Raw genomic sequence first — 14,074 nt, forward strand, 5'->3', positions numbered from 1 at the left:
ATCGCTGATTCCACCGCCGAGCAGCCGCCGTCCGCCCGCTCCCGCTCGTACGCCGCCGTCGCGAAATCTCTGTGAAGGTCTCCAATTCGTGGTCCCGGAAGGGCTGTTGACCCCCTCGCCGCTGATACGATCATCGTACGTTCAGTAGGCTGACGGTGCGTCACATGCGCACACGGGGGCAGTCTGTAGGGCCTCATCGCGAAGGAGTGACTGTTGGTCCGCCGGTAAGGTCCACCGCTCAGCGGGGCTCGCGATCTCGGTCGGGCCTTGCGGACTGCAACGCTCCACTCCTGTCGCGAGGCGACTTGAAGAGAGTCTCATGACGTCATTCATTCAGGACCCACTTCTGTGGATCCTGCTGGCAGTGCTCGTCGCTGCGATCTCCGCAGTGATCCGAGCCCGGAGAACCAACATGGCGCTCCGCAGGGAGAAGACCGACCTGCGCAGCGGCCTCGAAAGGGAGCAAGGAGCACTCGCCCGGCTCCGCACTGAGTACACATCGCTCACCACCCAGCACACGGATGCCCTGGCACAGGTACGGAGGGACGCCGAGGAGGACACCAAGGCGGTCCTCAAGTCCGCCATGCAAACCCTCCAGGTCCTTGCCGACGAACAGCAGGTCGTCATCAACAAGGCGCAACAGGAGTACGGCGACGACCAGCCGGTCCTCGCCGCGTTGATGCTGGTCGACCACACCAACAGCCAGTTCAACCGTCGCGCCCAGGGCGTCGCGGTGCTGTGCGGTGGTTGGCTGGGGCGGCGCACCGCCGTTGCCTCGGTGTACGACGTGGCCCGCAGCGCCCAGGGCCGGATCAAGCACTTCGACCGCGTGAGCATCCACACCCAGGTGAACGCCTCGGTCACCAGCAAGGCTGTGGAACCGGTGGCGGTCGTTCTCGCCGAGCTTCTGGCCAACGCCACCAACTCCTCCGCGCCGGGCACACCCGTCGAGATCAACATCCAGGCCGTTCCGACCGGTGTCTGCCTGATCGTCGACGACGCCGGCGTGGGCATGAGCCAGGAGGAGAAGGATCGTGCCACCGCTCTGCTGTCCGCGCAGGGTCCGGTTGACATCACGAGCCTCGGTAATCCGCCAAGGTTCGGCTTCGCCGTATCCGGGGTGCTTGCCAACCGCTATGGCTTCAAGGTCTCGGTCGATTCCGTGTCCCCCTACGGCGGCGTGCGTGCGGTGATTCTTCTGCCTGAGAGCCTGTTGACCGACCAGACCCCCGAGCCGCTCCCCGGGAGCGCGGCACAAGGCAACACCCGGGATGCCCGGGATGCAGCCTCCGCGCAGCGGGAGCCGCAGCGTGACACCCCGGTCTCCGCCCCGGTGACGGTGCGCTCGATCGGCACCACGTCGGGTGGTCTGCCCAAGCGCCGTCGCATCGGCGCGGTGTCGGTCGTGCCGGACCCCGAGATGCCCGCCCCGGAGCCGGGGCCGGAGTCGGAGACGAGCGGTGAGGTGACGGCCTCGCGTCTCGGAGCCTTCCAGCGCGGAACGCAGCTCGGGCGCGACACGACCACCATGGAAGGATCCAGAAACCAGTGAATGCCGATCTGTCGTGGGTGCTCAACGATGTGCTGCAGGTACCGGGCGCCCGCCACGCGATCCTTGTCTCGGCCGACGGCCTGCTGCTGGAACGCTCCAGTGACATCGGCCGGGACGACGCGGAGACCAATGCGGCCGCGATGAGTTCGATGCAGTCCCTCAGCCGGGCTGCCGCCGGGTTCGTCGCCGCCGGGCACGGAATCTGGAAGCAGACCCTCGTCGAGTACGACGGTGGCTGGATCTTCCTGATCGCCGCGGGAGCCGGTGCCTATATGGCTGTCTCCGCGGCGCTGGACGTGGACATGGAAGCGATGTCGTTCCGTATGCAGCAGCAGGTGAACGCGCTCGGCAAGGCGATGACCACGCCTCCGCGCCAGAACGCCGGCAGCGACGCATGACGACACCCAGCGAAGAAGAAGCGGTCAGCAGCGACTTCGTCCGTTCCTACGTCATCACCGGCGGCCGTCGCCTGCCTTCCGAGGGCGACCTGTCCCTGCACACCCTGGTGACCCTGGCGCCCGACCGGGAACTGCCGCGGGGCGCCAGCCCCGAAGTGCGGGCCATCTGGGACCTGTGCGCCGGAGGCTACTTGGCCGTGGCCGAAGTCGCCGCCCACCTGGCGCTCCCCGCGGGCGTGGCCCGACTGCTGCTGACCGACTTATTCGAGCAAGAACACCTGCTTCGCCGCGCTGCACCACCACGGGCCCAGGCCGTCGACAGAAAGACCCTCGAAAAGGTGCTCCATGGACTCACAGCCCTCCGCGTCGTCTGAGACGACCATCTACGTCTCGGACACGGTCACCACCACCGTGAAGATCCTCGTCGTGGGGCACTTCGCTGTGGGCAAGACAACGTTCGTCGGCTCGCTCTCGGAGATCGCCCCGCTGCGCACCGAGGAGAAGATGACCCAGGCGTCCGCCCATGTGGACGACCTGCGGGGCGTGCCGGACAAGGTGACAACGACTGTCGCCCTGGACTTCGGCCGCCTGACGTTGGGCGACGAGGTGGTGCTGTACCTCTTCGGCACGCCCGGTCAGCAGCGCTTCATGCAGGTGTGGGAGGACATGGCCCGCGGAGCGCTCGGCGCACTGCTCCTGGTCGACCCCTCCCGGCTGCTGGAGACGTTCCCGGTCATCGACCTGGTCGAGCAGTACGGCCTGGAGTACGCCATCGCGGTCAACACGTTCGACCCGCAAGGGCAGCACGCGGAGGACGAGATCCGCGAGGCACTCGACCTGCTCCCCGACACCCCTGTTGTCTTCTGCGACGCACGGGACCAGGAGTCGTCCATGACGGCTCTGATCGCGCTCGTCCAGCATCTGCTCACCCGGGCGGCCTGACTCAGGCCCCCGGTTCACCCCGCGGCCCGGGCCGCAAGACACCGGGCACACAAAGGAACACTTCATGGACTTTCAGCACGCGGCCGCCATACCAGGCGCCCCCGCGAGATGCCCGATGCACGGCCAGGACTTCGCCAACGAACCGGACCGCGTATACGACCGGTTGCGGGCCCAGGGGCCGGCGGCCCCGGTCGAGCTCGCTCCCGGCGTGGAGGCCACCCTCGTCGTCCAGCACGAGACGGCTCTGCGCATCCTGCAGAACCCCACGCTGTTCGCCCGCGACTCCCGCCGCTGGAAAGACCTCAACGCAGGCCGCATCGCGCTCGACAACCCCGTACTGCCGATGATGGCGTACCGGCCCAACTGTCTGTTCACCGACGGCGCCGTGCATCTGAGGCTCCGCAAGGCCGTGACCGAGAGCCTCGACCGCATCGACATCAGCCGCCTCGCCCGCGATGTGCGGCAGATCGCCGACTACCTCATCGACCAGTTCAGCGAGCGCGGGCGCGCCGACCTCCTGTCCGACTACGCCAAGCTGCTGCCGCTGCTGCTGTTCAACAAGCTCTTCGGCTGCCCCGCCGGCATCGGTGACCGCCTCACCAGCTCGATGTCCGCGATCTTCGACGGCGAGGACGCCCTGCGCGCCAACGAGGAGCTCACGGCCTGCCTCATGGAACTGGTGGCGCTCAAGCGCCGCCAGCCCGGTGACGACGTGACCTCCTGGCTCATCCAGCACCCCGCCGGTCTGACCGACGAGGAGCTCAAGGACCAGCTCGTCATGCTGATGGGCGCAGGCGTGGAGCCCGAGCGCAACCTCATCGGCAATGCCCTGCTTCTGCTGCTGTCGGAGGATTCCTCGGCCCGCGGGTCCGGCATGCTGATCGAAGAAGCCCTGGACCATGTCCTGTGGCACAACCCGCCGATCGCGAACTACGCCACCCACTTCCCTCTTCAGGACATCGATCTCGGTGGTATCCCCGTCGAGGCCAACACCCCGGTCGTCATCAGCTTCGCCGGCGCCAACAGCGACCCCGACCTCTCCGAGGCGCGTCAGGTCCGCAGCAAGGGCGCCCATCTCGGGTGGGGAGCGGGCCCTCACGCCTGCCCGGCCAAATCCCCGGCCCAGGTGATCGCCATCACCGCCATCGAGAAGATCCTCAACGCTCTGCCCGACCTGACCCTCGCGCTTCCTGAGCAGAGTCTGCAGTGGCGTCCGGGGCCCTTCCACCGGGCCCTGATCTCCCTGCCCGTACAGTTCAGCCCCACTGCTGCCACCCGGGTCGCCGCGGCACTGCGCACCACGGCAGCGGCCCAGACCCCGACGGCTGCCCCGGCTCAGGTGCCGGCCGCCCCGTCCCTCCGGCCCGATTCGAAAGCCAAGAAGGGCTTCTGGAGTTCCTTCCTCGATGTCTTCCGCCTCTGAGTACCGCATGTGACAGGAGCAACACACAGCGGCGCATGCGGTGGGGGAGAGGAGGGGTAGGTTCCGCCGGTAACGGAAACGCCCAGCCAAAGGAGCTCCGCGTGACCGCTGTTGGCGACATAGGCGGCATACCCGGCAACCGTCGAGCCGTCATCTCTGTCCTTCGGCGCCTGCGTTCCCCCGAAGGGCAAAGCGACCCCTTTCCCCTTTACGCGGAACTGCGCGCCATGGGCGACGTCGTACCCGCCCCCTGGGGCGGCTACTTCGTCACCGGATTCGAAGCATGCAGCCAGGTCCTGCGCGGCAGGGACTGGCTCGTGCCCGACTTCGCCTGGCAGGACCGGCAGCCGGACCCCGGACGCTGGCAGGCTCCGGCCACCCAGGAAATGAGCACGACGCTCTCCCGGCTCAACGCCCCCGTCCACACCTGCCAGCGCCGCAGCCTCGGCAACCTCTTCGACCGCTCCACGATCGAGGACATGCGGCCCCAGGTCGAAGAACACGTCGTACGACTCCTCGACAACCTGGAGGAGCAACTGCGCACCCACCCTGAGGCCGACTTCGTGTCCATCGTCAGCGAGCAGCTGCCGATCAGCACGATCGGCCACTGGCTGGACATCCCCGCTCAGCACTACGCGCACATCCTGGACATCACCCACCGGCAGGTCCACGCGCAGGAACTGCTGCCCACCAAGCGCGAGCTGGCGATCTCGGCCGAGGCAACCATCCAGCTCAGAAGCTTCTTCACCGACCTGATCCGCTTACGCCGCGCGCAGCCCGGCAACGACGTCCTCTCCGAATGGATCCGGCACTGGGACGAACAGCTGCCCGGCAACCGGGCCGAGGCGGACCAGATCCTTTATTCGCTCACCATGTTCATCACCATCGCCTCTCTGGAAACGACGGCGACCCTCCTCTCAAGCGCCTTATGGCTTCTGCTTGATGACCCGGCACGGTGGGCATGGCTGCGCGAACACCCCGAGCACGTCGGCGACGCCATCGACGAGGCGCTGCGCTACGACCCGCCCATCCATCTCAACTCCCGCGTCGCCGCGAACGACACGGTTCTGGCGGGGGTGCCCATCGCCAAGGACTCGATGGTCCATGTCCTCTACGGTGCTGCCAACCACGACCCCCGCCGCAACCCGGACCCGGCCACCTTCGACGTCCTGCGCAGCGGCACGCACCTGACCTTCGGGGGCGGTGCCCACTACTGTCTCGGCGCGGCCCTCGCCCGGCTCGAGGCCCACATCCTGCTCACCCAACTGCTGAAACGATTCCCGACCCTCCAGCTCGGCTCCGCACCCGTCTACGCGCCCCGGATGGTCTTCCGGCGCGTGACCTCCCTGAAAGTGACCACATGACTGCCCCGCTGCCGACCGTCCGGACGAACCTGGTGGGGACGACCCTCCGGACCAGCCGGCAGGGACCGGTTCTGTACATCGAGTTGAACACGCCCGACCAGGGCAACGCCGTCACCGAGCGGATGCTGGACGATCTGCTGAGCGTTCTCGACCACCAGGACCCCGCGATCCGAGTCGTCGTGCTTTCCGGGGCCGGCGACGACTTCTGCCTCGGCGGAGACCGCAACGAGTTCACCGAACTCCTTGCCGACGACCCCACCGGGAGCGGAATCCGGACCTCGGGCACCAAGGCCCGCCGCGTCTGCGAGGCGCTCACCGGCAACCCCGCCGTCACCATCGCCAAAGTCCAGGGCAGAGTCATCGGCGCGGGTCTCGCCCTCGCCCTCGCCTGCGACCTGCGCGTCGGTGCCGACACCGCGACCTTCCGGCTGCCCGAGCTCGCGCTCGGCCTGCCCACCGCTTGGGGCGGTCTGCTGCCTCGTCTCCTGAATGAGGTCGGCGCCGCTCGTGTCCGCGAACTCATCCTCACCAGCCGGGCCTTCACCGCCGGTGAAGCACTGACCCTGTCCATCCTGCAGAGCGTCGTACGGGAACACGACCTCGACGCGGCCGTGACCGGCTGGGCCAAACCCATCCTCCGTCGCCCGGCCGCAGCGCTGAGAGTCACCAAGATGCTGCTCAACGCGTACACGGCACCGGCTCGTCTCGCCGACGCATCCGTCTTCGACTCCGAACTGATGGCATCCGTACTCGCCGAGGATCACTATTCAAGAACCCAACAGGAGCGACCTATCGGCCATCTGCTCTGAGGCGAAGGGGCGAAAGCGATATAAGGGCACGAAAGCGACACACAGCGCGACGGTGACACACAGCATGACAACGAGCGTGGCCGGTCACTGGCGGATGCCCCGAAATTCCGCTCAGTGACCGGTCGGTGCGGGCGCCCGCGAATATCCCGCCGCCAGATTTGCTGTTTACGCAATACGAGTGGTCGTTTCAGGGAGTGGCGGAGCACGCTGTCCGTATCCCGAACGAGAGGCTCGCGACCATGGCGCACCACCACGACCACGCACAGATGGACTTCGCCCAGATGCTCCCCATGCTGGAGCAGGAGGCCGAACTGTTCACCCCGCTGTACGCCGAGGCGGCGGTCTGGCTGCGACAGCAGCAGCCCGAGCCCGGGCTGATCGTGGACGCGGGCAGCGGCCCCGGCGTCATCTCGTGCCTTCTCGCGGATACCTTCCCCGGAGCGCGGGTCATCGCCGTGGACGGCGCGGAACCCCTGCTGGAGCGGGCCCGGGCCCGCGCCGAACGGCTCGGCATCACCGACCGCTTCGGCACGCTGCAGGCCGAACTCGCCGATGGGCTCGACGACATGGAGTATCCGGCCGACCTGCTGTGGGCCAGCAGGTCGCTGCACCACGTGGGCGACCAGGGCGCCGCGCTCACCGGATTCGCGCGCGCCCTCGCGCCCGGCGGCACCCTCGCCCTCCTGGAGGGCGGCCTGCCCACGCGCTACTTCCCGCGCGACATCGGCATCGGCCGGCCCGGCCTGCAGTCCCGTATCGACGCGATCCATGACGAATGGTTCGCCCGGATGCGGGCCGAACTGCCCGGAGCGGTGGCCGAGACGGAGGACTGGCCCGCCCTGCTGACCGCCGCGGGCCTGCGCCACACCGCGACCCGCACCTTCCTCGTCGACCACCCCGCCCCGGTGTCGGAGGAGACCCGCGCCTTCGTCGTCGCCTCACTCGCCCGCCGCCGGGACTCCCTCGCCGAGGGCCTCGACCCGGACGACCTCGCCGCCCTCGACCGGCTCCTCGACCCGGACGACAAGGCGAGCGTGCACCACCGCCCGGACGTTTTTCTGCTGACGGCGCTCACGGTTCACGTCGGCGTGAAGCCGGAGTAGTCCCGGCCGCGTCGAGCGGCTGCCCCGCGGAATCGCGTACGGCGACGATATGGGCCGCGGTGAGCAACGAAGCGCGGATGACCTGCGCCGGAACCTGGTTGCCGTACAAGGTGGTTGTCCGGGGCGATCCCGTCGGCCGGTGCCGGACCCGCCCTCACGGCCGGATTCACCCCGGGTGGAGGGGAGTTGCGCATCACCACAGGGCGGACGGCGTCGTGCCTTGACTTCGAGAGCGCTCAAAGTGATGTACTCCCGCTGTTCAACGCATACATATGGGGGGTATTCATGACCGACTCGCCTGTCGCACTCATCACCGGCGGCGGAAGCGGAATCGGTGCCGCGGTCGCCCGGCGGCTGCTCGACGGCGGCCACCGGGTCACCGTCACCGGGCGGGGCGAGGAGCGGCTGCGCGCCTTCGCCGAGGAACTCGGCAGCCCCGAAGACCTGTTGACGGTCGTCGGGAACGCGGCCGAGTACGACCAGGTGCGGGCGGCGGTCGACGTGACGCTCAAGGAGTTCGGGCGCCTCGACACCGTCGTCGCCAACGCCGGCTTCGCCACGCACGACACCGTCGCCGGCGGCGACCCGGCCGGCTGGTCCGAGATGGTGCTGACCAATGTGCTCGGGCCCGCGCTGCTGATCAGGGCTTCGATCGACGCCCTGAAGGAGACGCGGGGCCGGATCGTGCTGGTCGGGAGTGTGGCGGGCCATGTCCACACTCCCGGCAACCTCTACGGGGCCACCAAGTGGGCCGTGACCGGCCTCGCCGAGAACGCGCGGCGCGAGGTGACCGAGTTCGGCGTCGGGGTGACCCTGATCTCGCCCGGCCGGGTGGAGACCCCGTTCTGGGACAGCAACGGGAACCTGCCACCCGGCCATCTGCTGACGGCGGACCAGCTCGCCGAGTCGATCGTCTGGGCGATCGGACAGCCGTCGGGCGTCGATGTGAACACCGTGGTGGTACGCCCGATCGGCCAGCCCAACTGACGTCGCCCGCCGAAGCCTCAGTTGTTCTGCAGGAACTGCTGCGCCAACGAGTCCCCGAGCGACACCGCCGCACTGTGACTCTCGATCGGCGACACCTGGGAGTTCTTGAACAGGATGTACGTCACCCCGGAGTCGGCCCCACCCGTGGCGGGGTCGGGGTCGATGCCGAGGGCCTTGGCGGTGGCGTACGACGCCTCACCGATGATCTTCGTGGGACCGGTGTCACCGACCACCGCGTACTCGACCTTGTTGTTGTAGATCACAGCGACGACGCCGCCGCCCTTGATGCCGTAGCTCGTGTACTTCCAGATGCTGCTGGTGCTGGGCACGACCACATACGGCAGTGACTCGGCGCGCAGCGGCTTTCCGTCGGACTGGTGGAACGCCGTGTCGTCCTGGAACCACGGGTCGGCGTCGCCGTTGCACTTGCTGGTGACCTGACCGTCGCAGTCGATGTCCATGTCGGCCTTCCAGAACACCGCGCCGTTCTTGCCGCAGACGGGGATGGTGGCCGAGGTCTCGTCGTCGGTCTTGTACTTGCCGTTCGATATCTGCGAACAGGACGTCACCTTGGCGAGCAGGGCGGCCGCGCTGACCGAACCCTCCTGAGCGGAACGGGGTGTGGCGGTGCTCGACGCGTTGGCCGGGAGCGCGGCGGTGGCGAGGAGTGCGGCACCGGCGACGGCCGCGAGGGTCAGTGTTCGAGAGCGCACTGTGGGGGACCCTTCTGTTAGGAAAGTTTCCTTACCGGGTTGCCGTACAAGGTGGCCCTGCTTGCATGACCGCGTCAAGCCCTGCAGCGGAGTTGGTCCGGTCCAGGAGTCGAATCAGGTGGTCGCGACGGGAGCTGACAACGCCGCCGGCCCGGATGCGCGGTGCGCATCCGGGCCGGCGGGCGGTTCGAGGTGGGGTGGGGCGGGGAGGGTCAGCCGATCTCGAATGTCGCCGGGTCGGGACCCAGGCGACGGTCCTCGTTCAGCGCGCTGATCGCCGCGATGTCCTCGGTGTCGAGCGAGAAGTCGAAGACCTCGATGTTCTCCTTGATCCGGGACGGGGTCACGGACTTGGGGATCACGATGTTGCCGAGCTGGATGTGCCAGCGCAGCACGATCTGGGCCGGAGTGCGGTTGTGCTTCTGGGCGATGGCGACGATCGCCGGGACCTCCAGCAGGCCCTTGCCCGAGCCGAGCGGCGACCAGGCCTCGGTGGCGATGCCCTGCTCAGCGTGGTACTCGCGCGCCGCGCGCTGCTGCAGGTGCGGGTGCAGCTCGATCTGGTTGACGGCCGGGATGACGGACGTCGCCTCGAGCAGCTTCTCCAGGTACTCCGGGAGGAAGTTGGAGGTGCCGATGGCCTTGGCGCGGCCTTCCGCGTAGATCTTCTCGAACGCCTTGTACGTGTCGATGTACTTGCCCCGGGACGGCAGCGGCCAGTGGATCAGATACAGATCCACGTACTCCAGGCCGAGCTTCTCCAGGGAGGTGTCGAATGCGCGGAGCGTCGCGTCGTACCCCTGGTCGCTGTTCCAGAGCTTGGTGGTGACGAAGAGGTCCTCGCGGGGGATGCCGGAGGCGGCGATGGCCTTGCCGGTGCCCTCCTCGTTGCCGTAGATCGCCGCGGTGTCGATGCTGCGGTATCCGGTCTCCAGCGCCGTGGCGACGGCCTGCTCCGCCTCGTCGTCCGGGACCTGCCAGACACCGAAGCCCAGCTGCGGCATCTCGACGCCGTTGTTCAGGATGATCGGGGGGACCTTGCTCACGAGCTCTCGATCCTTCAGTCGTCGGGTGGTACTCCTATCGTCAACGATCACCGACCGCCCTGCATTCCTGACCGGCGGATTCCCTGTGGATTCTTGGGGAGAGCCGGAGATTGGCCGGAAATGCATCCGACCTTACCGGTCCGGACCATTGACCGAGTCCCGTCATCCGACCACTCTGTAGGGCGTCACCGAACGGTCTCATGAACTCGGTGCATGCATGTGAACACCAGCACCTGTCTGGGTCCCATACCCCCCACCCATCAGGAAAGCGGGTACGCGCACATGAACGAGAACGCTCTCGAAGGTCGCCGTACGGAACAGGTGATTCGGGAAACATCGGAGGAAAGGGTCTGGGAGGCCCCCGGGTATCTGGTCGTGGAGACCGCCCTGGAGGTCACCGCCTACGCCCTCGGCGAGCGCTAGCGACCTGGTGGTCGAACCGTGACTCCGACACCCGTGCTCGACGACGGTGCCGCGGCCCCTTGGAGAACCGCCGAGTTCACCGAGCGGCTGCGCGCCGTCGCCGAAGAGCGCTACCACGATCGGCATCCCTTCAACCTCCGCATGCACCAAGGCGAGTTGACACCCGGTGAGCTGCGCCGCTGGATCGCCAACCGCTTCCACTACCAACGCCACATCCCCGTCAAGGACGCCCTGATCCTCGCCAAGTTCGACGAGCCCGCGCTGCGCCGGGTCTGGCTCCGCAGGATCCAGGACCACGACGGCACGGTCCCCGGCGACGGGGGTGCCTCCCTGGTCGAGCGAAGCCGAGACCTTGGGGGAGGCATCGAACGCTGGCTGCGGCTCGGGGAGGCCGCCGGCCTCGACCGGTCGCTGCTGTGGGACACCTCCCGGGTGCTGCCCGGCGTACGGCTCGCGGTCGAGGGTTACGTCAACTTCTGCCGGCTGCGCCCGGCCCTCGACGCGGTCGCGGCCTCCCTCACGGAGCTGTCGGCACCCGGGCTGATGCGGACGAGGATCGCCGCCTTCGAACGCCACTACCCCTGGATCGAGGCCGAGGGGCTCGCGTACTTCCGGGACCGCGTCGGGCAGGGCGGCCGGGACGGCGAAGAGGCGCTCGCCCTCGTCCTGACCTGGGCGCGCACCCGGGAGCAGCAGGAACGGGCGGTAGCCGCGCTCGCGTTCAAGTGCGAGGTGCTGTGGGCGTTGTTGGACGCCGTGGATCGGGACGGAGCATCATGACGTGGCGCCCCGCGCTGTCCCGCCCGGTGGTGCTCCGGTACGACCACGTCCGCGGGCTCGACCTGCTGCTCCTGCCCGAGCGCGTCGTCGTCCTGCGCGGCACCGCCGGCAGCGTCCTGCGGCTCTGCGACGGCAACCGCGAGGTGGACGAGATCGTCGCCGCGCTCGGTGAACGCTTCCCCGGTGCGCCGGTGGCCGACGAAGTCCCCCCGTTCCTCTCGGCGTTGCGCGAGGAGGGCTGGCTCCGATGACCGTGACCGTCGATCCCCCCTGGGCTCTGCTGGCCGAACTCACCCACGGCTGCCCGCTGCGCTGCGCGTATTGCTCCAACCCCGTCAAACTGATCAGTCGGTCAAGAGAGCTGACCGTCGAACAATGGACCGACGTGTTACGTCAAGCCGCTGACCTGGGCGTTGTCCAGACCCACCTGTCCGGCGGCGAACCCCTCCTCAGGCGCGATCTCGCCCGGATCGTCGCTGCCGCCGACACCGCGGGCCTCTACACCCAGCTCGTCACGAGCGGCGTGGGCCTGCACGAGCGACGGCTCGCTGAGCTGGTGGACGCGGGCCTGCGCAGCGTCCAGCTCTCCGTGCAGCACACCGACCCCGCCGTCGCCGAACTCATCGCGGGCGCCCGGGCGTTCAAGGCCAAGGAACGCGCCGCCCGGCTGGTGCGGGCGGCCGGACTTCCGCTCGGCCTGAACGTCGTGCTGCACCGCGCCGACATCGACGCCGTCGACGACCTGATCACCCTCGCCCTCACCTGGGGCGCCGACCGGATCGAGCTCGCCCACACGCAGTTCTACGGCTGGGCGGCGCGCAACCGCACCGCCCTGTTGCCGACCCGGGACCAGGTCGACCGGGCCCGCGCCACGGTGCGACGCCGACGTGAACAACTGGCCGGGGCCCTGGAGTTGGTCTGGGTCGCCCCCGACCTGCTCGACGGCACCGCGAAACCCTGTATGGGCGGCTGGGGCGCGGTCTCCCTCACCGTGGCCCCGGACGGCACCGTGCTGCCCTGCCCGTCCGCCGCCGCGCTCCCCGGCCTCGACGCGCCGAACGTGCGCGAGCACCGGCTCGACTGGATCTGGCGCGAGTCGCGGGCCTTCAACGTCTACCGGGGCGAGAAGTGGATGCCGGACCCCTGTCGCGGCTGCGCGCTGCGCACGACCGACTTCGGCGGCTGCCGCTGTCAGGCGTACGAGCTCACCGGCGACGCCTCCCGCACCGACCCGGCCTGCCGCCACGCACCCGACCACCACCTCGTCCGCGCGCTCGTCGACGAGGCCCCGCGCGCGAACTCCGCCTTTGCCTACCGAGAGGGAGGATCATGAGACGACGACTGCGGGCAGCGCTGATGGCGGGCGTGCTCACCACCGCAGGGCTGACCACGGTGGCCGCCACCGCGCCCCCGACACCCCCGTCCCGCCCGCCCGTCGGAAGACCCGCCGCCGCTACGGACTGGTCCGTCGCCCTGGTCGACTCGACCATGGCCCGCTACACCCCGAGCACGATCGGCGGCTGGTCGTACCCGGTCGGGCTGTACCTCTACGGCCAGTACCTCACGTACCAGCGCACGCACGACGCCCGCTATCTCGCGTACATCAAGAGCTATGTCGACCGCTTCGTGGCGAGCGACGGCTCGATCGGCCAGAGCTTCAACAGCCTCGACAGCATGCAGGCGGGGCGACTGCTGACGATCCTGCACCACGAGACGGGCCAGGACCGCTACCGCAAGGCGGCCCAGAAGATCCGCGACCGTCTGAACACCTACCCGCGCACCTCCGACGGCGGCTTCTGGCACGCCGACACCAGCAGCCGCGCCCACCAACTCTGGTCGGACGGCGTCTACATGGTGAACCCGTTCCTCGTCGAGTACGGCAAGGAGTTCGGGGACGCGGCCTACGCGAACGACGAGGCGGCCAAGCAGCTCTACGTCTACGGCAATCATCTGCAGGTCACCAGCGGCCTGTTGAAGCACGCCTACGACGAGTCGAAGACCGCGAGCTGGGCCGATCCGGGGACCGGTCTCGCCCCGGAGCACTGGTGCCGGGCGGTCGGCTGGTACGCGATGGCGATCGTCAACGTGCTCGACGCGATCCCGGTCAACCATCCGCGACGGCCCCAACTGGTCGGCATCTTCCGGAGATTGGCCGCGGGCCTGGAGAAGTACCAGGACCCGGCCACCGGACGCTGGTTCCAGGTGATCGACAAGGGCAGCCGCAGCGACAACTGGACCGAGACGTCCTGCTCCAGCATGTTCACCTACGCCCTCTCGCGCGGCGCCCAGCGGGGCTACCTCGATCCGCACTACGCGTCCGTCGCACAGCGCGGCTACGAGGGCGTCCTCGCCAGGATGTCGGTCGGCTCCGACGGCCGGACCAACCTCACCGACATCTCCATCGGCACCAATGTCGGCGACTACGCGTACTACATCGCCCGCGACCGGGCCACGAACGACTTCCACGGCCTCGGCGCCTTTCTGATCATGAACGAACAGCTCACAGCCCACCCACTCAGGACGAGGTGAGTCAG

16 protein-coding genes are annotated in these 14,074 nt (G+C 68.5%); 14 read left to right on the plus strand and 2 right to left on the minus strand.

Features of this window, described 5'->3' with window-relative positions:
• Positions 1-319: 319 nt before the first annotated feature.
• From OG747_RS38520 to OG747_RS38560, 9 genes are all read left to right on the plus strand, one after another.
• A complete protein-coding gene (locus OG747_RS38520; protein WP_405883973.1) occupies positions 320-1,552 on the plus strand; it encodes an ATP-binding protein in 1,233 nt (410 codons plus the stop codon).
• Complete coding sequence (locus OG747_RS38525) at positions 1,549-1,950, plus strand: roadblock/LC7 domain-containing protein (protein ID WP_405883974.1); 402 nt, start codon at positions 1,549-1,551, stop codon at positions 1,948-1,950. Before OG747_RS38520 ends, OG747_RS38525 begins: the two co-directional genes overlap by 4 nt.
• Positions 1,947-2,324, plus strand: a complete 378-nt coding sequence (locus OG747_RS38530) for a DUF742 domain-containing protein (RefSeq protein ID WP_405883976.1) — start codon at positions 1,947-1,949, stop codon at positions 2,322-2,324. The genes OG747_RS38525 and OG747_RS38530 overlap by 4 nt, the downstream gene beginning before the upstream one ends.
• Positions 2,296-2,892, plus strand: a complete 597-nt coding sequence (locus OG747_RS38535) for a GTP-binding protein (protein WP_405883977.1) — start codon at positions 2,296-2,298, stop codon at positions 2,890-2,892. Before OG747_RS38530 ends, OG747_RS38535 begins: the two co-directional genes overlap by 29 nt.
• A 115-nt stretch (positions 2,893-3,007) precedes the next feature.
• Positions 3,008-4,315 carry a cytochrome P450 gene (locus tag OG747_RS38540; RefSeq protein WP_405885922.1) on the plus strand — a complete coding sequence of 436 codons (1,308 nt, stop codon included), beginning with the start codon at positions 3,008-3,010 and terminating at the stop codon, positions 4,313-4,315.
• A gap of 227 nt (positions 4,316-4,542) precedes the next feature.
• The gene (locus tag OG747_RS38545; RefSeq protein WP_405885924.1) at positions 4,543-5,679 is read left to right on the plus strand and encodes a cytochrome P450; all 1,137 of its coding nucleotides are present in this window, start codon (positions 4,543-4,545) and stop codon (positions 5,677-5,679) included.
• Positions 5,676-6,488, plus strand: coding sequence for an enoyl-CoA hydratase/isomerase family protein (locus OG747_RS38550; protein WP_405883978.1), 813 nt, complete (start codon positions 5,676-5,678; stop codon positions 6,486-6,488). The genes OG747_RS38545 and OG747_RS38550 overlap by 4 nt, the downstream gene beginning before the upstream one ends.
• A 239-nt stretch (positions 6,489-6,727) precedes the next feature.
• Positions 6,728-7,591, plus strand: a complete 864-nt coding sequence (locus OG747_RS38555) for a class I SAM-dependent methyltransferase (protein ID WP_405883979.1) — start codon at positions 6,728-6,730, stop codon at positions 7,589-7,591.
• Positions 7,592-7,876: 285 nt separating this feature from the next.
• Positions 7,877-8,578 (plus strand): SDR family oxidoreductase, encoded by a 702-nt coding sequence (locus OG747_RS38560; protein WP_405883980.1) that lies wholly within the window; start codon positions 7,877-7,879, stop codon positions 8,576-8,578.
• 17 nt (positions 8,579-8,595) lie between these two features.
• Here OG747_RS38560 and OG747_RS38565 read toward each other — a convergent pair whose 3' ends face one another.
• Positions 8,596-9,291 (minus strand): glycoside hydrolase family 75 protein, encoded by a 696-nt coding sequence (locus OG747_RS38565; protein ID WP_405883981.1) that lies wholly within the window; start codon positions 9,289-9,291, stop codon positions 8,596-8,598.
• 212 nt (positions 9,292-9,503) lie between these two features.
• Positions 9,504-10,295 (minus strand): aldo/keto reductase, encoded by a 792-nt coding sequence (locus OG747_RS38570; RefSeq protein ID WP_405885925.1) that lies wholly within the window; start codon positions 10,293-10,295, stop codon positions 9,504-9,506.
• A gap of 324 nt (positions 10,296-10,619) precedes the next feature.
• Here OG747_RS38570 and OG747_RS38575 point away from each other — a divergent pair, with 324 nt between their 5' ends.
• From OG747_RS38575 to OG747_RS38595, 5 genes are read left to right on the plus strand one after another with little or no spacing between them, the layout of a single operon-like run.
• Positions 10,620-10,760 (plus strand): pyrroloquinoline quinone precursor peptide PqqA, encoded by a 141-nt coding sequence (locus tag OG747_RS38575; RefSeq protein WP_405883982.1) that lies wholly within the window; start codon positions 10,620-10,622, stop codon positions 10,758-10,760.
• An 18-nt stretch (positions 10,761-10,778) separates the two neighbouring features.
• Positions 10,779-11,540, plus strand: a complete 762-nt coding sequence (pqqC, locus tag OG747_RS38580; RefSeq protein ID WP_405883983.1) for a pyrroloquinoline-quinone synthase PqqC — start codon at positions 10,779-10,781, stop codon at positions 11,538-11,540.
• Positions 11,537-11,791: a pyrroloquinoline quinone biosynthesis peptide chaperone PqqD gene (gene pqqD / locus OG747_RS38585; protein WP_405883984.1), complete on the plus strand. Its 255-nt coding sequence runs from the start codon at positions 11,537-11,539 to the stop codon at positions 11,789-11,791. Before pqqC ends, pqqD begins: the two co-directional genes overlap by 4 nt.
• Positions 11,788-12,873 (plus strand): pyrroloquinoline quinone biosynthesis protein PqqE, encoded by a 1,086-nt coding sequence (pqqE, locus tag OG747_RS38590; RefSeq protein WP_405883985.1) that lies wholly within the window; start codon positions 11,788-11,790, stop codon positions 12,871-12,873. Before pqqD ends, pqqE begins: the two co-directional genes overlap by 4 nt.
• Positions 12,867-14,069 carry a glycoside hydrolase family 105 protein gene (locus tag OG747_RS38595; protein WP_405885927.1) on the plus strand — a complete coding sequence of 401 codons (1,203 nt, stop codon included), beginning with the start codon at positions 12,867-12,869 and terminating at the stop codon, positions 14,067-14,069. Before pqqE ends, OG747_RS38595 begins: the two co-directional genes overlap by 7 nt.
• The last annotated feature ends 5 nt before the right edge of the window (positions 14,070-14,074 follow it).

This window comes from Streptomyces sp. NBC_01384, from assembly GCF_045040035.1.
In the GTDB taxonomy this organism is placed as follows: Bacteria; Actinomycetota; Actinomycetes; order Streptomycetales; family Streptomycetaceae; genus Streptomyces.